A 26,905-nucleotide genomic window follows, 5' to 3' on the forward strand; every position below is an offset into this window, starting at 1 on the left:
GACCAGGCTTGCGGTTTGATTTTTGGAACGTCAGTTCTTCGCTGCTACGTAGGCAACCCGCAATTTGGCCGGCCCGCTGCCGCCTGCCGTTTCACCGACGGGTCCCCGCACCGGAACTCCCAGCAAGCTCACTTCCACCATTGCCTTGTGCGCGTCGATACCGCTAAACAGCGCCACGCCTTGCTGGCCGATAGGTACGCCCATGGTCGCCGCACCAGGTCGCCATTTCAACGCGCGGAAGGAGTCGGCCAGCTTTGCACCTGCCACAGCCAACCGGCTGCGCTCCGCCGCATCCGGCGACGGGCCCGAGCTCCACAGCAGGTTGACCTGGGCCAGCCTGCCGCCTGGGCCATTGAAGATGTAGCTTACGCCCGCCGGTCCCGGGCCGGGCGCCAGTTGCGCCAGCGGCAGCACCAGAACCCGCGCACCGCCCGGCAACTTCGCTTGCTGCAGCAGCTTGGCTTGCTCCTTGAAGTCCAGAGCAACCGCCGCCCTCACCTGCTGTTCATCCATGCCAAACCGCGCGCCGCGGAAGCCTTTGATTTCATGCAGCGCATCTTGCGCCGCGTTGGCGACGAAAGTCTGGCGCAGCACCGCCGGGCCGGCAGGCGCGGCACGATGCTCCTGGCGTCGCTGAGCGCCAGGTAGCTCGACATCGAACGCGGCGCCCCCGAGGCGGATCTCGACGCCGGCACCGGCACCGGCATCATCGCGCCCGGCAAAGACCACCAGCTCGCCCGGCGCAACCACCCGGCCGCGTGCGGTCGCGAACACCGGCCACTGGTAGCCAACCTGCTCGCTCGCCAGCGCCGCCGCGGCCGACAGCAGCGGCGCACGCTCCGCTTCAGCAGGATTGCCGGCGATAGCCCAGGTACTGTGCACGCCGACCAGGCGCCGCTCATCGGCGCTGAAAACATAGCTGATGCGCGCCGGCCCCGGCCCGGGCGCCAGCGTTGGCAGCGTCACCTCCAGCGCCAGCGTGCCGGCGGCATCGTCCGCGCCCATATGAGCCGTCGCCAGGGCAATCGGCCAGGCAGCAGCAATTGCCGCCTTGACCTGCGCGATATCCATGCCCCAGCGCGCGCCATAGGCACCGGAAATCTTCGCCGGCTCGCCGCGCACCGTCCAGGAATGCGGCTGGCCGCTCAGGGAGACTTCTTCGCGCGGCTGCTGCGCCTGCACGGCCGTTCCGGCGGCGAGGCCCGCCGCGACCAGCGCGGCACAAAATGTCTTCTTCATAGTTACTTGTTCCAGGTTGCGTACTTCAATTCGCCGTCCACCACCTTGAGCGTCACGCCCATTTTCGCGGCTTCGTATTTCACATCGAATTGCTGCTGCCAGAAATCGGGCTTGTTGCGCGAGAATTCCACAGCCTTCGCGGGATCGGTCTTCAGCAGGTCGACCATCTTGCTTTGCCATTCCTGCTGGTTCTTGACCATTTGCCCGGTTGATTTCAGCAGTTCTCCATAGCGATACATGAACATATTGTTGTCGCTGCTGCCACGATTGCCGTAGTTCCACTCAGGGTTTTGCGACAGGTAAGCGTAGCGCGCTGCGGGATCGTCCTTCAGCGACAGGCCATGCTGGTCGAGGCCTGGCTGCCGCTCAGTATTGCTCACCGTCCGCGCGAAGCCGCTGGCGACAGCGCCAACGTCGATCCCCAGGTTGAACTTGAATTCGATACCGCCGATGCCGATCGCGGCGCCAATGTCCATGCTCAGGTTGATCACGCCGTCCGAATAGCCGGCGCCGATGGAGATATTGCCGCCCACAATGCCAGGCGTATAGAGCGTTGCGCCGCCGCCCACGCTGCCAAGGCCGTATTGCAAGCCGCCGTTGGCGCCGAGGGAGGAACCCACGCCCGCCATGCCGCCCTGCGTCATGGTCAGCACGCCGCCGACCAGGCCGTAGCGGTAATTGGTCTGGGCATAGGCGAAGGTTCCGGTGGTGACGTCCACGTTGCCCGATACGCCGCCGCCCAGGTTGCCGCTGACGCCGGCATTGGCGTACACGCCCACCGTGGCATCCGCCCCAATGGTGACGCCGGCGCGTCCCAGCCGCAGGTTCGCTTCCGCAGCTCCCTGCGCGCCGGCGGTCAGGTCCACTGGGCCGCTGCTGATGGTGATATCGACGTGGCCTTCGGCAGACGTCGAGAGCTTGACGCCAGTGACGCCGAATGAAGCGAGCGCTGTGACGACGCCACTTGCCTCGGCATCGGCCGACACGCCGTTGGATGTGCCAAGGTCGGCGCTGGTCCCTGCGCCAACCGTGGCGCCGGCGCGATTCGGACCGAGTTCCGTATCGGTGACGGTGCCGTCGCCGTCCACCAGGCGGCCAGGATTTGGAGCCGGTGCGTTCTGCTCTCCCCAGGTCTTTTCCAGGTCGGTCTGGTCGCGATCGATGATGGTGGCCGATGGCGGCCGCACCGGCAGGTTCCTGGACTCGACCAGGTTCAAGCCGAAGCTGGCATTGGAATAGACGTCGTAGGTGCCGATCGTGTTCACGCCGCTTGGAACGCCGAACCTGCCATGGGCGACTGGCATCAGGCGGTAATTGCCCGCATTCGCGCCGACCAGCCCTGCTGCTTCGTAGTAATAGCGGCCTTGCGGCAGCACGGTGTCCAGCGGCACCATGCCGTTCAATTGCGGCACATAGATCGCGGTAATGGCGTCCACGGACTCGCCATTGGGCATCGGCACGCCGCCGATGGTTTCCAGCTTGATCGTGCCATGCTCGCCGATTTCGCCGTAGCTATCCAGCACGTTGACGCTGCTGCCGGTCGAGTAACGCAGCCACAGGGGCTTGATGGTCAGGGTACCGGGCAGGTTGCCGCTGGTGGCCAGCGTATAGTTTTTCGCGCTGGCGCCAGTCAGTTCGGTGACCACCTGGAAGTAGGTGCCGACCGGGGTCCTGGCATCCACCGTCATCGGCTTGCCCTGCAAGTCCAGCACGATGACCTTGCCATCGAGCTGGTCGCCTGCCAGTGCGCCCGGATAGACTGGCTTGCCAAGGTCGACGCCTTGCACCAGCTGCGAGCAGCTCATGCCATCGCAATCCTTGTAGAAGCCGTACTGGCCGGTGCCGGCAGACACCGTCCAGTTCAGCGCCTTCGGCGCCACACTGAGCTTGCCGCTGCTGCGGCCCGTGAGCACATAGTTGCCGGCTTTGGCGCCAGTCAATTGGATCTGGTAGTTGTAGTCGCCGACATTGACGCGCTGGTCCAGGTACAGGTTACGGTCGGACGCGCTGCCCGGCGTCAGTGCCTGGGTCGTGAGCCCGGCCCCGGACAGCATGAAGGACACGTCGTCGCTTCTGAACAGCACGTCGTTCGCGTTGCCAAATAGGGCCGAAGTGCCATACACAGCGTTCGCGTGCTCCGGCGCATTCAGTGCGATGGCGTGCGGCGTAATCACCAGCTTGCCCGCCACGGAACTGACGTTGTCGATCACGTAATTATTGGCATTGGTGCGGCCCAAGCCTTGCAGCGAAGTGACGCGCGCTTGGTAGGTGCCGGCATCGGTCTGTCGGCCATAGGCGACTTCCTTGCCGCTGGCATCGTAGTAGGACTGCTTGCCAGCCAGCGCTTCGCCGGACAAGACGCCGCTGAAGGTTGGGGCCAGACGGTCCAGCCAGAAGGTGCCGTTGATATCGCCGTACTCTACGCTGGTGCCGGCGCCAATGGCCGACGCCTGCCTTTGCGCGATGCGGATGGTGCCGATATCCGTTTTCGACAGCGTGTAGTTGCGTGCCAGGTCTGCCGGCAGTCCCACGGTGGAACGGTAAATGCCCGCGTCAATACGGTCGCCAGGGCCGGCTGTGCCGCCGCTGTTCCACACGTCAAAGGTCCGGCCGACTGCGCCAGGCGTCGGCGATGCCAGCGTAGTGAACATGTTCCACCAGTTCGGCACGTCGCCGGCAATCCAGCCGGTGACGGTGGCGCGCCCCGGATTGCTGCCGTAGACCATGTCGTATGGTCCGCCAAAACTCACGTCCAGGCTGCGCTTGTCAACCTGGAACCGCGCCTCGCTGCTGCTCGGGCCAACCGAGATCACCTTGCCGGTCTGCGAATCGAGCCAACTGGCGCCGGACTGGGTAATGTACTGGTGCTGCGTTCCGGTGCCGGACAGCCCGCTCGGCCGGAACGTATAGGTACCGGCAGGAGTGCGGCTGTCCACCACTTGTGGAATGCCTTTGTCGTCGAGCAGGTCGCCGGTTACCTGCACATTCCTTGGATCGCCATGGAAGCCGTTCAGTGTTGCCTTGGTATCCGGCGCAATGCCGTAGGTCGACTTGCTCAATGATGGGTAGACGACGCTGACCGGTCGCGGTACGACGTCGATCATGCCAAACAGCCCGGTCGGACTTGCGTCCGGAATGTAGTAGTTACGGGCATCCACGCCGCCCAGGGCGCCGCCGACATAGTAAGTGCCCGGGATTGCATCCGCCGGCAGCGATTTCGCCGCGCCGCCCGGCAATTGGAAGTTGGCGTCCAGGTTCATTTTATCGCCCGCCAAGGCCTGGTCCCTCAGGAAGGACAGGTAGGCGCCGCCGGTGCTGCCATAGACCAGGCTCTTGCCCATGTCCAGCCCGCCCCACTGGGTGCGCACGGTAAAGCTGGCATCCACTTTGCGTGGAATGACGGTCAATTCGGCGATAGTGTTGCCGCTGGTGGCGAGGACGTAGTTGCCGGAATCCAGGCCGCGCAAGCCGCCGGGTTTGGTGGCGTAGGTGCCCACGTTCAGGTAGCCGCCGGATGAACGGCTTTCGCCGACCAGCGAACCGACGTTGATGGCCACATTGTCTTCCGGGAAGGCCGGGGTGAAGTCGACGAACACCCACACCGGGCTAGTATCACCGTAGGTACGGGTGGTCCGGTCGTCCGAGAAATAGGTGCGGTAATGCAGCGCCTTGGGCGTAATCGTGATCAGGCCATTCCGCGAGCCGGTATCGGTCACCGCGTAATTTGCCTTGTCACGGCCATTCAAGCCGATGTACGAGAGGATGGGCAACACATAATCACCCACCGGCAGCCTGGCATTGGGGTTGGTCCAGCTGCCAGAGAGCAGCACTGGAAGCGACACGTCGTCGCCATCCAGCACACCGTACAGGGTGTTCTTGAAATCGGCGCCGGTAAACAGGCGCGCGCCATATTCGTAACTTGCGACCGGGCCGCTATAGGTCAGTGTCTTGGGCTGCACGGTCAGCGTAGCGCTGCCATTGGTGGCGCCCACCGTGTAGTTGGCATTCGCCGCTACCTGTGCGCTCACCTGCATGGCGTAGCTGCCTGCCGGAGTGCGTGCTCCCAGCACCACCGGGCTGCCGTTCTGCGAGATGGCCACCTGGGTTTGCACTGCGTAGGAATCGCTGCCCACCAGGCCTTCCACCGTCACCGACGGCACGGCCAGCGTGCCGTACACCGACAAGGCATTGTTGATGATGACGTTCAGTTGCTTGGGCGTGATGACCATCTGGCCGGTCGCGTTGCCGGTGGCCGCAAACACATAGTTGCTTGCTGCCGAACCGCCCAGGCCAGTGACCGCTGCCACGTAGCTGCCGACGCCGGGCAAGGCAATGGGCGCGCCGTTGCCGTCCAGCGCCTGCACCAACGGCGTGAGCGAATCGCCCGCCGCCACGTTGTTCAGCGTGACCTGGTTCGCAGGCGCGGCACCATACACCGAGCTGCCGTTGCCGACGTTCCAGGTCAGCGAGCGCTTCGCGATGTTCAGCACGCCCGGCGTGTGGCCGCTATCCGCCAGCTTGTAATTGTCCTGCGGAGAGGTTCGGAACAGCACGTTGACCGCGTAGCTGCCGGCCGGGGCGTGGGCATCGATCGTTTGCGAAGCGCCCAGGCCCGCAATCATCGGCACCGTGTTGATGGCGTCGCCCGCCAGCAGGCCGTTGAAGGCAAAGGCCGGCAGAGTGCCGCCGTCGCCATAGGTCAGGTTCAGCGTACCGCCGGTATAGGTCAGCTCGCGCGGCACGACGGTGACGAGATTGTTCTGGCTGCCATTCGGGTCCAGTTCGTAGTTCGCCGCACCGCCGCCACTCAGGCCGCCCACGCGCACCGAGTAGGAACCAACGGACGGTTTGCCGGTCGGGCTGGCACTGCCGGTGACGGTGCTGGACGCGATCGATTGAACGGGGCTGACCTGGTCGCCATTGATCACGCCCACCAGCGACGGCGTCGGCAGGTCGCTGCCGTATTGCTGGGTGCTGGCGTTGCCGCTCCAGGTCAATTGCTTGCGCGCGATGCTGAACACGCCGCCGACCGGTGAGCCGGCCAGCGTGTAGCTGCCGGCATCGGCGCCACCCAGGCTGGTGATGGTCTGCGCGTACGCGCCCGCATTCGTGGTCGCGCTGGAGTTCGACAGGCGCACGCCGCCGACATCGAAGCCAACCGGTCCCGCAGTGAGATCGTCGCCTGCCAGCACGTTATTGAAGGTCAAGGCGCCTGCGGACGCTGGCGTGCCGTACACCGTCTGGACATTGCCGACCGAGTAGTTCAGCACACGGGGCGAGATCGTGAATGCCCAGGGGTCGTTGCCTTCCGCGGCGATGGTGTAGTTGCCTGCGTCGCTGCCGGCCAGGCCAACTGCGGCGTAAGAGTACGAGCCGGCCTTGAGCCGCCCGGCTGGAGCGACGCCCCCGCCCTGCAGGATCGAACCCGCCACCGGGCTCACTTTATCGTTGCCGACAATACCGCCCAGCACCACGTACGAACTGGCGCTGTCCGCATCGCCGTACACCTGGTTCGGATGGAAGGCGACGAAGGTCAGCGCTTTGGGCGCCACGGCCAGGGAACCGGCCCAGCTACCCGGCGCCAGCTCGTAATTGCTCGCCGCCGCGCCGGTCAGCCCGATCACCTGGTAGGCATGCGCCCCTGCCCGCGTGGTCGCACTGAAGGCGTAGCCGTTGCCCACGGTGGACATTGCCTGCTGCCCGCCGCCGTCGATGGTGGCGAGCGGCGCCAGCACGTCGTTGTTGACGACGTTGTCCAGCGTGACCACCGGGGCCGCCGTGCCGTACGTGCCCTGGTGGTTGCCAACCACCGGCGTGACGGACCGGCGCGTGATCGTCAACGGCATGCTGACTGGACTCATGTCGATGAAATAGCTGCCAGCCAGGCCATTGTTGAAGGCCAGGCCCGCACCGCCGGAAAGGCTGATGGTACGGGTACCGGCGTTGGCTGTCACGCCGGGACCGCTGGTCGCCAGCGAGCCGCTCGCAAGAATGTCGCCCAGCGCATCGCTTGCAGTGCCGGAAGTGACGTGCAGGAGCTGGATGCCCAGGCCATCGGCGCCCGGATCGGCGTCGCCATACACTTTGCTGACAGCTGCATTGATGCCGTCGCCCAGCGCCAGCCGCGTGGCAGACCCGCCATTCAGCGAACCGATACGCGAGGTGATGCCGTCGGCGACGAACTTGAACTTGCCTTCACCGCGCAGGGCAGCCGTGGTTTCGTTGGTCCAGTCCACATGGCGCCCGCTCAGGGTCACGCTGGATGCGGAGACGCTCAGGTTGCCGGTCAGGCTGATGTCCTCGGCCACGTTGACGTTGTTCGTCAGCGTGATGTACGGCGCGATGCCGCCGCCCCAGCTCGCGCCAGGGGCAATCGTGGCCGACAAGCCATTGCCGGAGTACCCGCCCAGCGTGATGCCGCTGGCTTCGCTGTTGGTGTTGCCGGCGCCGTCGGACAGGTGCAGGGTCAGCTTGCCGTTGCTGTTGATGAAGTCGGCTCCGCCCAGTTCGATCGACGCCGCACCGGCGCCACGCTCGCTGTCGACCACGCCATTCGCTGCGCGGTCATTGGCGGTGATGCTCCAGTCGGCATCGGCGGTACCGAAAATGCCGTTCAGCGAAACCGAGCGCCCCGCCGCCAGCGCCAGCGAACCGGCCGGCGCCGCGCCTGCGCGGGCGACGATGCTGGTAAAAGTATTCCAGGTGATGTCCTGGCTGGCCTTCAGGCTGATGCTGGTACCGCCGCCGAGCAGCGCAGTAAGGTCGCCCGAATACAGGTGGGTGACGCCACTGGGGTTGTCGCCATAGCCGACGCTGCCGGCCGGGTCGCCCCCGGCATTGTCGTCGATCTGGATGTCCTGCGGATCGAGCAGCAGCCTGCCGCCCTTGCCCAGCGCAATGCGGCCGAGCTCCACGGATTGCACCGTGGACGCAGACGACACTTCCACCGCGCCGGCCGCTGCGGCGCCCCTCGCATCGATACCGCCGCGCATGACGGTCGCCTTGTCGCTCCACACGACTGCGGTGCCGCCCTCGCCTGCCGCGCCGCGAGCCGACACGTCGATGCTGCTCGCCGCATCGATGCTGGTGCGAGCAGCATTGGCCGGCGCCGAGCCGGCGGCAGCCGCGCCAAAGCGCTCCGTGTAGCGCCGCGCATCGTCCGAGCCCGCCTCCTGCTCCCTGCCGCCCTGGAAGGCGCCGCCGATGCGTACCAGGCCGCCGCGCGCATTACCGCTTGCATCCAGCCTGGCGCCGGACAGCGAAACCTCCTGCCCGCCAACGTCGATCCGACCGCCATTGGCCGCGCCAGGCGCTGCCGACGCGTCCAGCGTGCCCGACACCTTGACCGCACCGGCCGCACCACCTTCCAGCACGATCGCACCATCATGGCCCGACACGCTTTGCGCGCGGATGGTGCCCGGCATGTTCACCGCCTCGCGCAAGGCTGCGCGGACCGTTTCAGCCTTCAGCATGACGGTGCCGCCAGCAGCGTCGATCACGCCGCTATTGGTGACCAGCGCCTGCCCATCGGCCGTCACCGCATCGGACGGCAGCATCACCTGCAGGTAGCCATCGCCGGACAGGTCCAGCGTGGCCGCCTCGCCAGCGCCCAGCGCGACTTTGCCCAGCGGCGCGCTGATCACACCCTCGTTGCTGACGCTCGATCCCAGCAAGGCCACGTTGCCGCCCGGCCCGGTAATGATCTGTCCCTGGTTGACGACCGCTCCGCCCTTGCCCTTGAAGACATTGCGCCCGGCCATGAAATCGTCTTCGGACATGCCCAGCGTGGAAGCCACAAAGCCGGCGCGCGTATCGACCATGCCGGTCGGCGTAATCGCGATGCCATTCTGGTTGACCAGGAACACCGAGCCATTCGCCTTCAGGCTGCCCGCGATTTCGGAGGACTGATTGCCCTTGACCACATTCAGCGTCGCCGCGCCGGCGCCCGGCTGTGCGAACGTCACCGTATTGCCCTTGCCGATGCTGAAGGAATTCCAGTTCACCACGGCGCGCTGGCTATCCTGCCGCAGCACCATGCCGTTGGCGTTTGGCGTGGAGATGCTGACTTTGCCGGCGCCCACGACGCCGCCCGATGGCATGGCCTGGCCATAGGCCGGCATTGGCGCCACGACAGGCAAGGTTGCGGCCACCAGCATCGGCCAGGCCATGTCGCGCCGCATGCGCGAACTACGCAGGATCGTCTTACTTCTCAAAATTGCACCTGTGCTTTGAAGAAGGCCTGGGTCTCGTACCGGCCATTAGGGCTCACGCGCCCGCGTCCAAATTCCCCCGACAGGCTGGCGTTGCGCCAGCCGGCCCGCAGGCCAATGCCGTAAGCCTCCGCATGGTCCGCCCGCGCTTGCGCCAGGCGTGTGTGAGGATGGGCATACGCGCCATAGGCATACGGCGCCAGCGACACAGCGCCCGGCAACTGCACCGGCCGCGACACTTCCTGCCGCACGACCCAGCCTCCGTCGTCGGAGAGCTGGCCGGCAGTGAGCGCCGACACGCCGTCCTCGCCATCCATGCCGAAGGTTTCGGCGCTCGGCAACACACCGCGCAAGGGCGCTTGCCCGCGCAGCACGCTGCGGCTTTGCATGCCCCAGGGCAGGCCAAGGTCGTAGCTGGCGTTTGCCTCCAGCTTGGTGTAGCTTGGACCCGCGCCCGCGCGCGACATCGGCACCTCGCTGGCTGCGATTTCCGCGCGGCTGCGGCCGCCGAACTTGCTGGTGCCTTGCGACAGGGTCGCGCCGGCCCGCATCTGGCCTTCGCCCATCGCCCCGCTCCAGTCGGCGCTGAAGCGCAGTACGCGCAAGCGGTCCAGGTCCTGGATGAAATTGAAGTAGGTCAGCGTATCAACCTGGCGGCTGGCCTCCGCCACAGCGGTCAGGGTCAGCTCCTGCTGGCGGCTGACGATGGCCGGATACACCAGCCGCAGTGAAGCGCGCCGCAACTGGCTGCGCGATGCCAGCGCAAAGAAGATGGGGCGCGGCTTGCTGTCCGAGACCGTGAATTCAGGATTCAGGCTCAAGCCGTTGTCAGCCAGCGGCAGGATCAAGCCGCCGCCGGCAACGCGGCGCCGCGCGTCGGTTTCGAACGCATGCCACAAGGGATAACCGCCCGACACATACAGGTAGGCCTGTTCGCCCATTCCCAGCAACTGGTTGGCGCGCAACTGCGCCGTCATCTGCCAGGGACCGATGCTGTCGGATTGGCGATTGTCGGACGACAGGCTGCCCACCACGCTATCCAGCAAACCTTGCAGCACCAGTACCGTGCCGCCGGGCTCAGAGCCCGCGCCCAGCGCACTGCGCAAGGTCAGGCCATGTACCCGCCCCGCCAGCGTCAAGGCCCTTTCCAGCGCCTCGTCCTTCAGGTGGCGCCGGCCGAGCAGCGGGTGCAGGATACGTTCCACCGCCTTACGTGCAGCGGCCGGCACGGCGTCGAGGTTGAGGCGCTCAATGAAGCCGTCAAGGACCACCAATTGCAGCGCAGCGCCATCCACCAGCGACTGCGGAGGAATCACGACGCGCACCAGCGGATAACCTGCGGCGCGGTACAGGGCCTCGATGTCGTCGGCCAGGGCGTAAAAGTCGGCCCCCGAGATGCGCTGGCCGCGCAGCGGCGCAACCAGGCGTTCCGTTGCATCGGCAAATTCGGGGAAGCCGCCCTGCACCACCGCATTCCCCAGCGTGACGAACAGCTTGTCGGCATTGGGGGGCGGCGCCGAACGGGAAGGCTGCTGCGGCAAAACAACGGCAGGCTTGGGCGGCGCTTCCGGGCGCAAGTCGCGCGGGGTCACCTGGGGCGCTTGCTGTGCCAGCGTCGAGGCCGCCGGCAACAGGCAAAACAAGGTCGCACCCAGCAAGCGGGCGTGCAATGATTCAACAGACATGGATTATGGGAAAATGTGAAGTGTTACGCGCAGGAATTTGACATTATAATACCTGCAATGGTTTTAACAGTCTGTAGCACAAATGCACTACACGCCGGGTAACGCCGCAGCGCCGTAAAATGCCCGAATGACCGAGATTGAACTCATGGAAACGCCCATCGCCGTCGCCATCGTCGAAGACGACCCTGATTTCAGCAGTGCGCTGCGCCAGGTGGTGCAGGACGCCCCCGACATGCGCCTGGCCGGCCATGCCGCCACCCTCGCAGACGGCCTGGCCATGCTGGCCGGACCTGCCGCCGACGTGCTGCTGGTCGACCTTGGCCTGCCGGATGGTTCAGGGATTGCCGTGATCCGCGCCGCAGCCCAGCGCTGGCCCGGCTGCAACATCATGGTGAGTACCAATTTCGGCGATGAGACCCATGTCATGCGCTCGATCGAAGCCGGGGCCGCGGGCTACCTGCTGAAAGACAGCTCGCCGTCGCGCATGGGCGACGAAATCCGCAGCCTGGCCAGTGGCGGCAGCCCAATCAGCCCCATCATCGCCCGCCAGGTGCTGGCGCGCTTCCGCAGCCCGGCCCCCGCTACCGCAGCCACAGCGGATGACGGCGCATCGCAGCTCTCGCAGCGCGAAAAGGAAGTCCTGGACTACATCACCAAAGGCTTCACCGTACCGGAAATTGCAGGCCTGATGCAGCTCTCGCACTTCACCGTGCGCACCTTCGTGCGTCGCATCTACAGCAAACTCAAGGTAACCTCCAAGGCCGAAGCAATCTACGAGGCCCGCAACCAGGGCCTGGTCTGATGAACACCCGAACCGCACGCCTTGCCGGCGGCCTGCTGGCAATCCTGTCCTGCGCCGTGCTGGTTGCTGCCGCCCTGCTCTACCTGGGCGGCGGCCATGCTGGCGATACACGCATCCACCTCACCCGCGCCAGCTGGCTGCAGCAAGAGGCAGAAGCCTTCACCACTCCACCGCAGTCCGTATCGAGCGCATTCCTGGCTGGAGAATGGCAAAGCGTAGAACTGCCTTTCCGCCCCCGCATTGCACTGCTGCGCCAAGCCGCATCCGGCCGCGCAGACGAACAGGCGCAGCATGTGAGGGTCAGTTGGATCAGGGTCGACGTGACAGGGCCGCAGCAAGGAGCGGAGGCCCTCGCTATCTACGGCGCCCGTATCAAGACCGACGGCACGGTGGCTGTCTACATCAATGGCCGCCTCGCGCATCGCTCGCAGCAGAACGGTCCGCTGTACAACAGCACTCGCACCCCGCTCTGGATTACGCTGGAACCCGGCCAGGCGCCGGTAAAGGAAATCCTGCTGCGGCTCGAACACACGCCGCGTTCGCAAGTTGCCCTCTCTTCGCTCTGGCTCGGGCCAGCAGATGTGCTGCGACAGGCCTTCCTGGTTCGCGAATGGGTACAAAAAGAGCTGCCTGCATTATTGAGTTCCGCCTTCATGGCGGTTGGCCTGTTCGCGCTGTTCGTCTGGTTCCGCCGGCCGCAGGACATCGCCTACCTGCTGTTCTTCAACCTCTCCGCCACCTGCTTCCTGCGCGGCCTGCATTTCTATGTGTCCCTGCCCATCGCCAACAACTGGTTCGCCTGGCTGACCGTCAATTCCCTGTTCTGGCTCGTGCTGGCGGTGCATTTCTTCCTGCGCCAATTACACCACCGGCCGCTGAAATGGCTGACCCGCAGCCTGGTTGGCATCACCGCGTTGATCGGCGTGCTCACCACGCCGGTGCTGGCAGTGCTGCCGAATATGCCGACCGTCACGCCGATGATCTATCCGGTAGCAGCCCTGATGTGCCTTATCGCCAGCTTTGTCGCCGGCTTCCTCTCGTGGAAGCACTCCAGCGAAGGCCGGCTGGTCGTGGTTGGCCTGCTGCTGTGCATCGGCATGGGGATGACCGACTGGCTGCTGCAAAATAACTTCATCAGCGTGGAAGGCTTCTACATGGGCGCCTACATGCCGGCGGTCTGTTTCGCTACGTTCGGCGTGCTGCTGTACCGGCGCTACGTATCGGCCATCGCCGAAGTGGAACAAGCAAACGTGCGTCTGGCCGAGCGCCTGAAAGCACGCGAAGCGGAACTGGAAGCGAGCCATCGCCGGCTGCGCGAAAGTGAACTGCGCCAGACCATCAGCGACGAACGCCAGCGCCTGATGCAGGACATGCACGACGGCCTCGGTTCATCGCTGATCGGCGCCATCCGTTCCGTCGAACATGGCAAGATCAGCGGCGACCGCGTCGCACAGATCCTGAAGGATTGCCTGGACGATCTCAAACTCACCATCGACTCGATGGAACCGGTCGATGCAGACTTGCTGTTGTTGCTGGCCACCCTGCGCTTCCGCCTTGAACCGCGCCTTGAAGGCTCGGGCGTGCGCCTGATTTGGGAAGTACGGGAGGTGCCGACTTTGGAGTGGCTGACGCCATCAAGCGCCCTGCACATCCTGCGCATTGTGCAGGAAAGCATAGCCAACATCCTGCGCCACACACGGGCGACCGAAATCCGCGTAGCGACCAGTGCGCATGAGGAAGGCATCCAAATTTCAATTGCCGACAATGGCGCAGGCTTCGACCTTGCCGCCGCACTTGCCAGCGGCTCGGGGCGCGGCCTGCAAAACCAGCAACGCCGCGCAGCAGCATTGAATGGCAGCGTAGTGTGGGACTCGAGAGCCGCGGGCACGACCTTCACCCTCTTGTTGCCGCTACAGGCGAATTAAACGTCAGTTCGTGTTCGGATACCCATGCCATTTCCCTCAGCTTAGCAAAGCCTAGTAATGGTAACGGCACGCGACAATGTACACACTGGTGCCTTCGACTGCATATACCAGACGGTGTTCACGGTCAATTCGGCGCGACCATAATCCCGTCAGGTTCCCCTTCAGCGGTTCGGGCTTGCCAATTCCCTCGAATGGGTCAGAAATGCAGGCATCAATAAGAGCGTTGATCTTTACCGCCAGCTTAGGGTTCTCCTGTTGCCAGTGGAGGTAGTCATCCCAGGCGTGTTCGGTAAATGCGACTGCGGATTTCTTGGCTTGATCTTTGTTACTTGCCTTTTTGTCCTTCATTCCGGATAAGCTCCCGTTTTCGCACCTTACCGGACTTCAACTGTTCGAATGATTCCAATAACCGGCTGGCGTTCTTCGGAGACCGAAGGAGGTACAGCGTCTCCTCGATGCTATTAAAGTCCGCCAAAGACAGCATCACGACCGGCTCACCGTTTTGACGGGTGATAACCGTTGGGCTGTGGTCATTGCATACATCATCCATCACAGCTTTCAGCCCGGCTCGCGCTTCGCTAAAAGTTAAGATGTTCATGCCATTTCACCCTTCTCGCTCGACGGCTCTTAAGCGTCAAGCCTCTCCTGGTAAATAAAAATCTCGATTTCCGGCAACCTGCCGGCCCGAAAACATTGTACTTAAATCGGTACAACAAGTATACGTTGTACCGATGTCCGTACCATATTTGAGCCTCATCCCAACTGTGCGGCACTCGCAATATTTTTTTGATAATGTTGCCGGCTTTTCACAGCTTACGTTGGATATGGCACAAGCCGCTCGTTTGTACGATCCCATTGGGCACAGTCCCACAATGAGCTGGCTGCTGACAGGCTTGCTGGCAGGTGCTGCAATTGCCGTGGCAGCAGTCGCCATCGTCGGCACCGGCGGTTTAGCTGCTGCCGCCGTTGTGGGCGGAATGGCCGCCGCAGGCGCTGGCGTGGGCGAGATGATGAGCACAATGAGCTGGGCGCCCAAAGAAGTGGTCGGCAAAATCATGCGCGCAGGCTCCGCCAATGTTTTCACCAACCGGCGACCAGCCGCCCGCGCCCACCTTGACTACGCCAAGTGCGAAAAACACACCGATAACGAAGTCATTGCCACCGGCAGCGGAACGGTTTTCATCAACGGCATGCCCGCCGCGCGGGAGTCCGACAAAACCAGCTGCAGTGCCGAAATCACCGAGGGTTCGAAGAACGTCAATATCGGCGGCGAGACGGTGCAGACCGACGAAATGCATGCAGAAGACCTGGTACCGACCTGGGTGCACGTCGGGCTGTTCGTCGTTGGCGCGGGGGCTGCGGTGGTATTGGGCGGGCCATTGCTGGCAGCTGGCGGCCTGGTTGGCGGACTTGCCGGCGGTTTTGGCGGCGGTTGGCTGGGCGGGAAAATCTTCGGCGAAGGCTCGGACGGTCAAAAGTGGTCGATGCTGGCCGGCAGCGTGTTGGGTGGAATCTTCGGTGCCAAAGGCGCTACCTGGGCTGGTGGCAAATTTACTTCGCCAAAAGCGCCGCCGAGTTCCGAACTTCTTAACCAGGCGGGCGGCAAGGCCAGCGGCGGCAAGTTCCCCAAGAGCGAAGGTCTCGGCACCCACACCACCATGGCAGAATTGAAGGCGACCGGCCACCTGCCTGGCGAACACGGAGTAATCGTCACGGACAAAACCATTCGTTTCGGCGATGTATACGAACTTGGCACGCTGGGCGGCCGCAAAGTTGAATTTGCGCTGGTGAGCGAGCGCATAAACGGCAAACTTGTGAAAACGCTTTATAGCGGCGATGCGTGGAGCAGCCCGGTACCAAAGAATGGACGGTTGATCGGCCACGTGCACCCTAACGAGATCAGCACGCAAAAGTGGCCGTCGCCGGCGGACATGGACATGATCAACGGCCGCTATTTTAAAGAGCTCCAGGTCAATCCCGATGCCCGCCCCGTGCCGACCAGGATATTCTGGGGGCCTGGCGATGCGGACAATACGGTGTACTATCCGGGCTTCTATAAAGACCCGGTTCCCACGGTTGGAAACAAACGATGAACGAAATGGAATTGAAAGAGCGCGTAACGGAATTTCTCTTCGGCCGCGGCCAGACGCTCGATAGCTACTACATCGAGGTGACGCCCTATTCCGAGATGCTGTGCTACGTGAACGAAGAAGGCCGCGAGTTCGACTTGCCGATCAATGACGAGGAGCTGGCGCAAGCGGTCTTGCTGCGGCTACGAGAAATGGGCGTACGCATCGCCAAATACGGACCGTGACGCGAACCGTCCGGCCACGCCGCAGCTGCCAGGCAGGGATTTCGGCAACAGAGACGCGACCGATTGAATTGCGTTGCTTACTCGTCGGCGCCATCTGGCAGAACGGCACGGAAAGTTATCTCAATTAGTTGCGGTGGAAACGCAAGGCGGCTGACGCCAATGAGATTGCTCGCGCATTGCGGAAGATCGATGCCATACATCTCTTTCCGCACCTTTCCCGCCACTGCGAACGCAGCATCTACATCCAGAACATAGAGCGTCTCTTCAACAACATTGTCCAGCGTAGCGCCGAATTCAGCCAACAGGGCGATTGCGTTCAAGTAGGTCTGCCGCATCTGTTGCTCCATACCTGAGAAATCGGTCGGCCTTCCGCTGGAATCAAGCGTTGCGGGTGCAACCAGAACGCCCTGGCTGTCATGACCGAGTTGGCCGGACACATATATCACGTCCTTTACTTTGACGGCCTGGCTGTAGCCGTAGATGCCTTCCCAGGCAACGCCGTGATTGGCGAATGTTTTCTTGAGGGTTTTACTCATCATGCTCCCATGGTTTCGTTTCGGTTTCGAATGCCCGGAGGTTATTTGCACGAGCAAACGGGCCAATTTTCACAAAACGAACCTGTTTCCGCATCCCTAAAAAGAGTTACGGGATGTCGCGCTCCGCTAGCGCGTGAGAGTCAGCTACGATGCCAAAAAGGGGGCGAGGCCAAAGTTGAAGGGCCGTAAGGACATCGCGGATACGAAAAAGGCCAACCGCGATGGTTGGCCTAAGTCATTGATTCTGTTGGTCGGGGCGAGAAGATTCGAACTTCCGACCCCCTGCACCCCATGCAGGTACGCTACCAGGCTGCGCTACGCCCCGACTCGAGCCACGGATTATATCAGAGCAATTTGTGGTTTTGTCAAAGTTACCTCAAACTATACGAATGACGATCGAAAGACAGCTGGCTGCGCGAGCGGCCGAACTCATTGCGCAAGCCGATGGACTGGTCATTGCTGCCGGCGCCGGTATTGGCGTGGACTCGGGTTTGCCGGATTTTCGTGGCAATGAGGGATTCTGGAAGGCCTACCCTGCCCTGGGTCTGGCGCGAATGGAATTTACCAGCGTGGCGTCGCCGCGCACTTTCCGTGACGACCCGGCCTTGGCCTGGGGCTTTTACGGCCATCGCCTGAAGCTTTATCGTGAGACGGCGCCGCATGAAGGGTTCGCGCTGCTGAAGGCTTGGGGTGAGGCGATCGAACATGGCAGCTTTGTCTTCACCAGCAATGTGGATGGCCAGTTCCAGAAGGCCGGGTTTGATCCGCGCGCCATTTATGAGTGCCATGGGTCGATCCATCATTTGCAATGCCTGGAGCCTTGCTGCAGCGAGATCTGGCCGGCGGACGATTTCGTGCCGGATGTGGATGCCGATGCCTGCCGGCTGCGCAATGAGGCGCCTCGCTGCCCGGATTGCGGCGGGTTGGCGCGGCCGAATATCCTGATGTTTGGCGATTGGGGCTGGGTCGAGCGGCGTAGCGGGATGCAGGCGGCGCGGCTGGAGGCTTGGTTGGAGAAGGTGCGGCGGCCCTTGGTCATTGAGTTGGGGGCGGGAACGGCGATCCCTTCGGTGCGGCATTTTGGCCATGGCGTGGTGCAGCGTGGCGGGCGGATGGTGCGGATCAATCCGCGCGAGTTTGCGGTGAGTGGCGCGGCGGATGTGGGGATCGCGGCGGGGGCGTTGGAGGGGTTGCGGGCGATTGGCCGCGAAATTCAAAACCGGTAAACCGCGGTCAGACGGGACGGCCATCCGGCGAGGGTCTGACCCCGACTGCTCAGGTTTCTCGGCTTAGATGAACTTTACTGACAGGCTGGAGAGGCCTTCGATGCTGCCTGTCAGCGATTGGCCGCGTGTGACGGCGCCGACGCCTTCCGGGGTGCCGGTGAAAATCAGGTCGCCGGGTTCGAGGCGGAATAGCGTGGAGAGGTTGGCGATGGTTTCAGGTACCGACCAGATCATGTGGTCGGTGCTGCTGGACTGCTTGACCGTGCCGTCAAGCGCCAGCGCGATGGCGGCGCTTTCGACGCCCGCCACATCGGTTGCGCGGCGCAATTCGCCCACTGGCGCGGAATAGTCGAAGGCTTTGCCTATCTCCCACGGACGGCCGGCATCTTTCATTTTTCCTTGCAGGTCGCGGCGCGTCATGTCCAGGCCGACGGCGTAGCCGAAAATGTGCTTTGGCGCGTCGGCTACGGAGATATCGCTGCCGCCGGCGCCGATGGCCACCACCAGTTCGCACTCGTAGTGGTAATTGCTGGTTTGCGGAGGGTATGACAATTCGACTACCGTGCCCGGCGCCACAGGCACCACGGCCGCAGCATCACCGGGTTTGCAGAAGAAGAACGGCGGTTCGCGGTCCGGGTCTGAGCCCATTTCGCGCGCGTGGCCGGCGTAATTGCGGCCCACGCAGTAGACGCGGCGTACCGGGAAGCGCTCGTCGGAACCGGCGATATGAAGCGCCGCAACCTGGTGCGGCGGGAATACGTAATTGGCCATTGCTTGAATCCTCAGGTGAAAAGGAGCGCGCGCAAGGCGACGCGGAACGATACTACCAGCTCGGGGACCGGCAACTCGGGATAATTCAGCACGCGTAGCTGCAAGCCTTGGTACAGGCAGATCACGGCCTGCATGCGGCCTTCGACGGTGGCGTCATCGGCAGCCAGGCCATGCTTTGCGCGGCCGGCTTTGAGCATGGCCAGGAAGCGCTCGCACATGCGGCGGTCCGCCCCCTGGCTCAACGCGGCGATGGCGGGGTTGCGCGCACTTTCGGCGGCGATTTCCAGCGGCAGCGCCCAGTAGTCGGGGTCGAGGTTGTCGCGAATGCTCTGGTCGACGTCGTCGATGATCGCTTGCAGCGGGTCGGGCTGGCTGCCGATGTCGCTGATGATGCCCATCACGCGCGTTTCGTTTTCTTCAACGAAGGCGGCAATGATGGCGTCCTTGCTGGCGAAATAGTTATAGATATGGCCGGCGCTCATGCCGGCCGCTTTGGAAATCTCGGACATGCTCGCGCCGTGGAATCCGCTGCGGCGGAAACAGGTGGCGGCGGCGTCCAGTACCTGGCGGCGGCGGTTGGCGGCGCGCTCTGGGTCAATGTGGCGTTTTTCAGTCATAAGGCGTAACAATGGCCAAGGGAATGAACTTTGTCAAATTACAACGTGCTATGATGGAAAGGCAGTTACTTCATTCTTAAAGGAAAGAGTGATATGCCTTCCCGTACCTCTCGCTCGATTGAGATGCGGCCCGCCGAAGCGGGCGACCTGGCCTTCATGCAGCAGCTTTATTCCAGCACGCGCAGCGCTGAAGTTCGGATGGGGGCCTGTGACCTTGCCACCGAAACCCTGCTGCAAGGCTTGCAGTTCAAGGCGCAGCAAACCTGGTATGAAACCCAATACCCCAATGCCGACCTGGCCTTGATCATGGATCGCGAACGCCCGATCGGGCGCCTGTACGTCGATTACGGCCCGGACGAATTGCGCATCCTCGATATTTGCCTGCTGCCCGAATACCGCAACCGCGGCATCGGGCTTGGATTGCTGCGCAGCTTGCAGGCCCAGGGCGAGCGCCTGCGCCTGCCGGTGCGGCTCAACCTGGTGCTTGGCAGCCCGGCGCAGCGCCTGCTGCTGCGCTGCGGTTTCGACATACTGGCGGCGGACGGCAACTACAACATCATGGAGTGGATGCCGCCGGCCGGTATCGACTAGGCGCTGATCAGGCCCAGCCTCCAAGCACCTTGTACAGAGTGACCTGGTTGGTCGCCTTGGCCAGACGCACGCTGATCAGGCTTTGCTGCGCGGCGTACAAGGTACGCTGCGACACCAGGGCATTCAGGTAAGACTCCGCCCCTTTCTGGTAACGCGCTTCGTGGATACGGTAGCTGCGGCTTGCCGCTTCGGTCAGCGCTGCCTGCGATTCCACCCGCTCGTCCAGCGTGCCGCGCTGAGCCAGCGCGTCGGCTACTTCGCGGAAGGCCGACTGGATCGCCTTTTCGTAGCGTGCCACGGCGATGCCGTTGTCCGCCTTGGCGATATCCACCCTTGCCTTGTTGGCGCCGCTGTCAAAGAGTGGCAGCGTCAGTTGCGGCAGGAAGGTCCAGGCTCCGGTGCCCGCCTTGAACAAATTACCCAGGCTGCTGCTTGCGCTGCCTGCCGTCCCGGTCAGCGTAATGCTCGGGAAGAAGGCTGCACGCGCCACGCCGATATTGGCGTTGGCTGCCTTCAGCGAGGCTTCCGCTTCCAGCACGTCCGGACGTTGCAGCAGCACGGAGGACGGCACGCCTTCAGGTAGTTCGGCCAGCGTGGTCACCGACGTCGGCAAAGCTTGCGGAAGCAGGCTTGCCGGCACTTGGGTACCGACCAGCAGGGCCAGCGCGTTCTCGCCGGCCGCTACCTGGGCGGTATACAGGGCCATGTCGTTGCGCGCGGCTTCGACACTGGTTTGTGCTTCGTACATGTCGAGACCCGAAGTGGCGCCGGATTCGAAACGGCGTTTGCTCAGCTCATAAGTAATCTGCTGGCTTTTCAGCGTGTCCTGCGCCAGCAGCAGGCGCTCCTTGTCGGCAGCCAGGCCAAGCCAGGTGGTGGCCACTTCGGCCACCAGGCTAAGGCGCTGGGCGCGCTGTGCTTCCTGCGTGCCGAGGTAGGCCTGCAGGCCAGCTTCCGACGTGTTGCGCAGCTTGCCGAACAGGTCCAGCTCGTAGGCTGGAATTGCCAGGCCGCCGGTGTATTGGCGGTTGATGTCGCCGCCCGGCGCACGGGAGGCGCTCTGGCCTACCTGCGCATTCACCTTGGGCAGTTGAGCGGAACGGTCGATGCCGTACTGCGCCCTCGCCTTCTCGATGTTCAGCGCCGACACGCGCAGGTCGCGGTTGTTCTTCAGCGCCAGCTCAACGACTTCGCGCAGTTGCTGGTCGCCGATGAAGTCCTGCCAGGCGATTTCGCTGGCTGGCTTGGCATCGGCCGCTGTCTTTGCAGGCTTGTAGGCCTCGCCCTGCGGCCAGGCCGCAGCTACCGGCGAGTCCGGGCGTTGGTAAGTCGGCGCCAGGCTGCAGCCGGCCAGCAGGGCTGCCGCTGCAAGGGTCAGAATGGTCTTGTTCATCAGATTTGCTCCGGGAAACCCCGTCCTTCAGGGCGGGGAGTGAAAGGAGCCGGCCGCAACGCGGCCGTTCTCCTTGAGATTTGTGAAATACTGTATAAAATTACAGTATGATTCTCGTCTACCGTTTCCGTGTGAAATCGAAAAACGGGCTGCTTGATCTGCAGGCCCGTAAGGTGAATTTCGTCTGGAACTACTGCAATGACCGGCAGAAAGATGCCTTGCGGTTTGAGCGCCCTTGGCTGACCGGCTTTGACTTGAACAAGCTGACTACCGGCAGCAGCAAGGAATTGGAACTGCACTCCGGTGTGATCAATGCCGTATGCGAACAGTTCGCCAAATCGCGTGCCCAACACCGTCGTCCTTATCTGCGTTACCGCGGTCGGAAGTCTTTGGGATGGATTCCTTTCAAAGGACGCGACCTGCATCGGGAAGGCAACGCCTTTCGTTTTGCTGGCAATACGTTCCGCGCGTTTTACTCGCGCCCGCTTCCTGAAGGGAAGATCAAGGACGGCAGTTGCTTTGCGCAAGACGAATTGCGCAGCAATTCGGGCCCCGTGAAAAGCTTTGCCAGTCGTGGTAACTGGTTCCTCAACATTGTGATCGAGGTTGCCGAGCCGCCGGTCCGGCCACTCGACCACGGTGTCGGTATCGATCTTGGCTTGAAGGATCTCGCTACACCGTCCGAGGGAGAAAAGATTCCGGCGCCGGGCTTTTATCGTGAGGCCGAAGCGGCGTTGGCGGTAGCGCAGCGAGCCCACAAGCGGCGCCGCATCAAAGCCATCCAGGCGCGCACGGCGCGGCGACGGCTGGACTTCTTGCATAAAAGTTCGGTGGAGCTTGCCCGCGTCTTCGACCATATTGCTGTTGGCAATGTCAATGCCAGTGGACTCGCCCAAACCAGCCTGGCGAAGTCCGTGCTTGATGCAGGCTGGTCGTCCTTCCGTAAGATGCTGGCGTACAAGGCCATAAGGCATGGCGCGCGGTACGTGGAAGTGGACGAACGCTTTACCACCCAGACCTGCTCGAATTGTGGCGCATTGCCCGATTCGAGGCCGAGAGGTATCGCAGGCCTTGGAATAAGAGAGTGGGAATGCAGCGAATGCGGTGTGGTACATGATCGTGATCGTAATGCTGCGTTAAACATTCTCCGTCGCGGACGTGCGACGCTGGAAGCAGGAATCCCCGTCCTTTAGGACGGGGGGGACGTCAAATCAATGCGCCTCCGAAGCGAGGGTGGCCGGTGCGGCGGAAGCCTTGCGGCTTACCCATGCGCGCACCACCACGAAGAACACCGGCACGAAGAAGATGCCGAGGAAAGTAGCCGTCAGCATGCCGCCCAGCACGCCCACGCCGATGGCGTTCTGGCTGCCGGAGCCCGCGCCGCTCGAAATGGCCAGCGGCAGCACGCCAAGGCCGAAGGCGATGGACGTCATCAGGATCGGACGCAGGCGCAGCTTGACTGCCTGCAGCGTGGCTTCACGCAGTTCGATGCCCTTTTCCTGCAGTTCCTTGGCAAATTCCACGATCAGGATCGCGTTCTTCGCCGACAGGCCGACCACGGTCAGCAAGCCGACCTGGAAATACACGTCGTTCGACAGGTGGAAGCCCCAGGTCGCCAGCACGGTACCGATCACGCCCAGCGGCACCACCAGCAGCACCGAGAACGGCACCGACCAGCTTTCATACAGCGCGGCCAGGCACAGGAACACGATCAGCACGGAGATGGTGTACAGCACCGTGGTCTGCGAGCCGGAATCGCGTTCTTCGACCGACAGGCCGGTCCACTCGAAGCCGATACCGGCCGGCAGCTGCGCCACCAGCTTTTCCATTTCAGCCATCGCCACGCCGGAGCTGACGCCTGGCGCCGGCATGCCCTGCACGTTCATCGACGAGACGCCGTTATAACGTTCCAGTCGCGGCGAAGCGTAAATCCAGCGGCCGGTGGCGAAGGCGGAGAACGGCACCATCTCGCCTTGCGCATTGCGCACAAACCACTTGTTCAGGTCTTCCGGCGCCATGCGCGATTCCGGCGAGCCTTGCAGGTAGACGCGCTTGACGCGGCCACGGTCGACGAAGTCGTTCACGTACGACGAACCCCAGCCTACACTCAGCACCTTGTTCACGTCGGCCACGGTCAGGCCCAGCGCGGTAGCTTTCTGCTGGTCGATATCGAGCTTGAATTGCGGCGTATCTTCCTGGCCGTTCGGACGCACCGCCATCAGCAGCGGGTTCTTGGCGGCCATGCCGAGCAGCTGGTTACGCGCAGCCATCAATGCTTCGTGTCCAAGGCCCCCTTGGTCCTGCAGTTGCAGGTCGAAGCCGCTGGCATTACCCAGTTCCATCACGGCTGGCGGAGCAAAGGCAAACACCATGGCTTCGCGGATTTGCGAGAAGGCGACCATGGCACGGCCAGCCACAGCTTTCACGCTCAGGTCCGGGCTCTTGCGCTCGGACCAGTCTTTCAGCCGCACGAAGGCCAGGCCGGCGTTCTGGCCGTTACCGGCAAACGAGAAGCCTGCCACGGTGAACACCGATGCCACGGAGGCCTTTTCATCCTCCATGAAATGGTGCTCCAGCTTTTCCAGCACTTTCAGGGTGCGTTGCTGGGTGGCGCCGGTTGGCAGCTGCACCATCGAGAACAGGATGCCCTGGTCTTCTTCCGGCAGGAAGGAAGTCGGCAAGCGCATGAACGATACCGCCAGCACGGCCAGCAACGCACCATACACCACCAGCGAACGACCGCTGCGGTTGATCATCTTGCCGACCCAGCCCTGGTACTTGGTGCTGCTGCGGTCGAAACTGCGGTTGAACCAGCCGAAGAAGCCCTTTTCCGACACGTGTGCGCCAGGTTTCAAGAAGGTCGCGCACAGCGCAGGCGTGAACACCATGGCCACCAGCACCGACAGCACCATGGCGGAAACGATGGTCACCGAGAACTGGCGGTAAATTACGCCGGTCGAACCGCCGAAGAAGGCCATCGGCACGAACACGGCGGACAGCACCATGGCAATACCTACCAGCGCGCCGGAGATCTGGCCCATCGATTTCCTGGTCGCCTCTTTAGGCGACAGGCCCTCCTCCGTCATTACGCGCTCGACGTTCTCCACCACCACGATGGCATCGTCCACCAGCAGGCCAATAGCCAGCACCATCGCGAACATGGTCAGCGTGTTGATCGAATAGCCCAGAGAGAACAGCACGGCGAAGGTACCCAGCAGCACGACCGGAACGGCCAGCGTAGGAATCAGGGTGGCGCGGAAATTCTGCAGGAACAGGTACATCACGATGAACACCAGGATCACCGCTTCCACCAGGGTCTTGACCACTTCTTCGATGGACAGCTTGACGAAAGGCGTGGTGTCGAATGCCACCACGGCCTTCATCCCTTGCGGGAACTGCTTGCCCATTACTTCGATCTTCTTCTTCACCAGATCGGCGGTGTCCAGCGCGTTGGCGCCGGTCGCCAGCTTGATCGCCACGCCCACCGCAGGTGCGCCGTTGTAGCGCGCCACGGTGTTGTAGTTTTCGTTGCCCAGCTCAATGCGAGCCACGTCGCGCAGGTGCACGGTGGCGCCGCTGGCCGTGGTCTTTAACAGGATGGCGCCGAATTGCTCCGGCGTTTGCAAACGGCTCTGGGCCGTCACCGTGGCGTTCAACTGCTGGTCCGGCACGGCTGGCGCGCCGCCCAGTTCACCGGCGGACACTTCCGCGTTTTGCGCCTGAATGGCCGCGCTCACGTCAGCAGGCGTGAGCTGGAAGCCCTGCAGCTTTTGCGGGTCCAGCCAGATGCGCATCGCGTACTGGGAGCCGAACAGTGTCACATCGCCCACGCCCTGCACCCGGCTCAGGGGATCGATCACGTTGGCAGCCACGTAGTCGCCCAGATCGGAATTCTTCATTTTGCCGTCTTCGGAAATGAAGCCGAGCACCATCATGAAGTTGCGGGTTGCTTTCGACACCACCAGGCCTTGCTGGGTAACAGCGCTAGGCAGCAGCGGCGTAGCCAGCTGCAGCTTGTTCTGTACCTGCACCTGGGCGATGTCCGGGTTGGTGCCGCTGTTGAAGGTCAGCGTGATATTGATGCCGCCGGTCGAATCGCTGTTCGACGACATGTAGCGCAAGCCGTCGATACCCTTCATCTTCTGTTCGATGATCTGGGTCACGGCGTCTTCCACCGTCTTGGCCGATGCGCCCGGATAGGAACCGGTGATCGAGATCGATGGCGGCGCAATGCTTGGATACTGCGCAATGGGCAGGCCCTTGATCGCCATCACACCCGCCAGCATCACAACGATGGCGAGCACCCAGGCGAAAATGGGCCGGTCGATAAAGAAACGAGACATGATGAAAACCTCCGCTTAGCGCACCGCGACAGCAGGCTTGTCGGCAGCCGCAGTCGTGGCGGTACCGGAGGTGTTCTTTGCCACCACGGCGCTCGTCGCATGCGCCTCGCCACCAGGCTTCACTTTCTGCAGGCCTTCGACGATGACGCGATCGCCGGCAACCAGGCCGGATTTCACCAGCCATTTATCGCCGATGGTGCCGCCGGTTTGCAGCACGCGCTGTTCAACCTTGCCTTCCTTGTTCAGTACCAAGGCCGTAGCTTCGCCTTTCGGGTTGCGGGTCACGCCCATTTGCGGCACGGCGATGGCTTGCTCGCTGACGCCCGTTTCCAGCACGGCACGCACGAACATGCCAGGCAGCAGGTCATGCTTCGGATTAGGGAACAATGCGCGCAGGGTCACGTTGCCGGTGCCCGGATCAACACTGACGTCGGAAAACTGCAGCTTGCCCGGCAGCGCGTACTTGCTGCCATCTGCAAGCAGCAGCGTCACCGCCGCCTGGCCGTCGCCTTTCTTGAGCGAGCCGCTATCCATTTCGCGCTTCAGGCGCAGCAGTTCCTCACTGGACTGAGTCACGTCAACATAGATCGGGTCCAATTGCTGCACGGTGGTCAGCGCAGTAGCCTGGCCGGCAGTTACCAGCGCCCCCGGCGTCACATTGGAGCGGCTGATGCGGCCGGAGATCGGCGATGCCACCTTGGTGTAATCCACGTTGATGCGGGCCGAATCGACGGCGGCTTGTGCCGCCTCCACTTCGGCCTTGGCCTGTTCGTGGGTGGCGACGGCATCGTCGTAATCCTGGCGGCTCACGCCTTCGATTGCCACCAGCTCCTTATAACGGGCGACTTTCGGCGTGGCGGCAGCCAGGTTGGCTTTGGCCTTGGCCAGGTTGGCCTTGGCGGAATTGAAGGCAGCTTCATAGGTTGCGGCATCGATCTGGTAAAGCTGGACGCCGGCCTTGACGTCGGCGCCTTCAGTGAACAGGCGCTTCTGGATCAGGCCACCCACCTGTGGCCGCACCTCAGCGACTTGGTAGGCAGCGGTGCGGCCCGGCAGCTCGGTGCTCATGGCCAGCGCTTGCGGGGCCACGGTGAAGACCGCGACTTCCGGCGCCTGCTGGGCGCCCCCTTGGGCTGGACCGGCCTGTTTGCCGCCGCAGCCGGCGACCATTGCGGCTACTGCGGCAGCAGCACCCAGCAGCATGAAATTCTTTTGCATGTTTTTCATCTTTTTTCCCAAAAGACTTAGAATGA

General features: G+C 63.0%; 18 protein-coding genes and 1 tRNA gene. 7 read left to right on the plus strand and 12 right to left on the minus strand.

The features are described 5' to 3' along the window. Window positions 1-30 precede the first annotated feature (30 nt). The 3 genes from ACN9MU_RS23970 to ACN9MU_RS23980 are packed head-to-tail and all read right to left on the minus strand — an operon-like array spanning window position 31 to window position 11,134. Window positions 31-1,239 (minus strand): hypothetical protein, encoded by a 1,209-nt coding sequence (locus ACN9MU_RS23970; protein ID WP_426343556.1) that lies wholly within the window; start codon window positions 1,237-1,239, stop codon window positions 31-33. Window positions 1,240-1,241: 2 nt separating this feature from the next. Next, the gene (locus ACN9MU_RS23975; RefSeq protein ID WP_426343557.1) at window positions 1,242-9,452 is read right to left on the minus strand and encodes a filamentous hemagglutinin N-terminal domain-containing protein; all 8,211 of its coding nucleotides are present in this window, start codon (window positions 9,450-9,452) and stop codon (window positions 1,242-1,244) included. Continuing rightward, entirely contained in the window at window positions 9,449-11,134 is a 1,686-nt protein-coding gene (locus tag ACN9MU_RS23980) for a ShlB/FhaC/HecB family hemolysin secretion/activation protein (protein WP_426343558.1), read from the minus strand. The genes ACN9MU_RS23975 and ACN9MU_RS23980 overlap by 4 nt, the downstream gene beginning before the upstream one ends. A 127-nt stretch (window positions 11,135-11,261) precedes the next feature. Here ACN9MU_RS23980 and ACN9MU_RS23985 point away from each other — a divergent pair, with 127 nt between their 5' ends. Together ACN9MU_RS23985 and ACN9MU_RS23990 are read left to right on the plus strand one after the other, a co-directional pair. Next, window positions 11,262-11,936, plus strand: a complete 675-nt coding sequence (locus ACN9MU_RS23985; RefSeq protein ID WP_426163239.1) for a response regulator transcription factor — start codon at window positions 11,262-11,264, stop codon at window positions 11,934-11,936. Then, window positions 11,936-13,861: an ATP-binding protein gene (locus tag ACN9MU_RS23990; RefSeq protein ID WP_426343559.1), complete on the plus strand. Its 1,926-nt coding sequence runs from the start codon at window positions 11,936-11,938 to the stop codon at window positions 13,859-13,861. Before ACN9MU_RS23985 ends, ACN9MU_RS23990 begins: the two co-directional genes overlap by 1 nt. A 51-nt stretch (window positions 13,862-13,912) precedes the next feature. On the opposite strand, the gene ACN9MU_RS23995 is transcribed toward ACN9MU_RS23990, so the two are convergent. Both ACN9MU_RS23995 and ACN9MU_RS24000 read right to left on the minus strand, forming a co-directional pair. After that, window positions 13,913-14,209, minus strand: a complete 297-nt coding sequence (locus ACN9MU_RS23995; protein WP_426343560.1) for a Txe/YoeB family addiction module toxin — start codon at window positions 14,207-14,209, stop codon at window positions 13,913-13,915. Next, window positions 14,187-14,459, minus strand: coding sequence for a type II toxin-antitoxin system Phd/YefM family antitoxin (locus ACN9MU_RS24000; protein ID WP_426163245.1), 273 nt, complete (start codon window positions 14,457-14,459; stop codon window positions 14,187-14,189). Before ACN9MU_RS24000 ends, ACN9MU_RS23995 begins: the two co-directional genes overlap by 23 nt. Before the next feature lie 148 nt (window positions 14,460-14,607). Here ACN9MU_RS24000 and ACN9MU_RS24005 point away from each other — a divergent pair, with 148 nt between their 5' ends. Further along, on the plus strand, window positions 14,608-15,954 hold the full coding sequence (locus ACN9MU_RS24005; protein WP_426343561.1) for a PAAR domain-containing protein: 1,347 nt from the start codon (window positions 14,608-14,610) through the stop codon (window positions 15,952-15,954). Further along, entirely contained in the window at window positions 15,951-16,175 is a 225-nt protein-coding gene (locus ACN9MU_RS24010) for a hypothetical protein (protein ID WP_426336211.1), read from the plus strand. Before ACN9MU_RS24005 ends, ACN9MU_RS24010 begins: the two co-directional genes overlap by 4 nt. A gap of 77 nt (window positions 16,176-16,252) precedes the next feature. Here the strand turns inward: ACN9MU_RS24010 and ACN9MU_RS24015 are convergent, their stop codons facing one another. Beyond that, window positions 16,253-16,714 (minus strand): RidA family protein, encoded by a 462-nt coding sequence (locus tag ACN9MU_RS24015; RefSeq protein ID WP_426163252.1) that lies wholly within the window; start codon window positions 16,712-16,714, stop codon window positions 16,253-16,255. A gap of 245 nt (window positions 16,715-16,959) precedes the next feature. Continuing rightward, window positions 16,960-17,036 (minus strand) — tRNA-Pro (locus ACN9MU_RS24020). 64 nt (window positions 17,037-17,100) lie between these two features. Here ACN9MU_RS24020 and ACN9MU_RS24025 point away from each other — a divergent pair. Continuing rightward, window positions 17,101-17,937, plus strand: coding sequence for an SIR2 family NAD-dependent protein deacylase (locus ACN9MU_RS24025; protein WP_426343562.1), 837 nt, complete (start codon window positions 17,101-17,103; stop codon window positions 17,935-17,937). 63 nt (window positions 17,938-18,000) lie between these two features. Here ACN9MU_RS24025 and ACN9MU_RS24030 read toward each other — a convergent pair whose 3' ends face one another. Beyond that, window positions 18,001-18,708 (minus strand): fumarylacetoacetate hydrolase family protein, encoded by a 708-nt coding sequence (locus ACN9MU_RS24030; protein ID WP_426163256.1) that lies wholly within the window; start codon window positions 18,706-18,708, stop codon window positions 18,001-18,003. A gap of 11 nt (window positions 18,709-18,719) precedes the next feature. Beyond that, on the minus strand, window positions 18,720-19,325 hold the full coding sequence (locus ACN9MU_RS24035) for a TetR/AcrR family transcriptional regulator (protein WP_426163258.1): 606 nt from the start codon (window positions 19,323-19,325) through the stop codon (window positions 18,720-18,722). 93 nt (window positions 19,326-19,418) lie between these two features. Between ACN9MU_RS24035 and ACN9MU_RS24040 the strand changes: the two genes are divergently transcribed. Next, window positions 19,419-19,916, plus strand: a complete 498-nt coding sequence (locus ACN9MU_RS24040; protein ID WP_426163260.1) for a GNAT family N-acetyltransferase — start codon at window positions 19,419-19,421, stop codon at window positions 19,914-19,916. Between the two features lie 7 nt (window positions 19,917-19,923). On the opposite strand, the gene ACN9MU_RS24045 is transcribed toward ACN9MU_RS24040, so the two are convergent. Then, window positions 19,924-21,309, minus strand: a complete 1,386-nt coding sequence (locus ACN9MU_RS24045) for an efflux transporter outer membrane subunit (protein ID WP_426343563.1) — start codon at window positions 21,307-21,309, stop codon at window positions 19,924-19,926. A gap of 107 nt (window positions 21,310-21,416) precedes the next feature. On the opposite strand from ACN9MU_RS24045, the gene ACN9MU_RS24050 reads away from it, so the two are divergent. Continuing rightward, window positions 21,417-22,502, plus strand: coding sequence for an RNA-guided endonuclease InsQ/TnpB family protein (locus ACN9MU_RS24050; protein ID WP_426343564.1), 1,086 nt, complete (start codon window positions 21,417-21,419; stop codon window positions 22,500-22,502). 18 nt (window positions 22,503-22,520) lie between these two features. On the opposite strand, the gene ACN9MU_RS24055 is transcribed toward ACN9MU_RS24050, so the two are convergent. Both ACN9MU_RS24055 and ACN9MU_RS24060 read right to left on the minus strand, forming a co-directional pair. Further along, the gene (locus ACN9MU_RS24055) at window positions 22,521-25,652 is read right to left on the minus strand and encodes an efflux RND transporter permease subunit (RefSeq protein WP_426343565.1); all 3,132 of its coding nucleotides are present in this window, start codon (window positions 25,650-25,652) and stop codon (window positions 22,521-22,523) included. A gap of 15 nt (window positions 25,653-25,667) precedes the next feature. Next, window positions 25,668-26,870, minus strand: a complete 1,203-nt coding sequence (locus ACN9MU_RS24060; protein ID WP_426344902.1) for an efflux RND transporter periplasmic adaptor subunit — start codon at window positions 26,868-26,870, stop codon at window positions 25,668-25,670. Between the last annotated feature and the right edge of the window lie 35 nt (window positions 26,871-26,905).

The organism is Pseudoduganella sp. R-32 (assembly GCF_049913245.1).
In the GTDB taxonomy this organism is placed as follows: Bacteria; Pseudomonadota; Gammaproteobacteria; order Burkholderiales; family Burkholderiaceae_D; genus Rugamonas.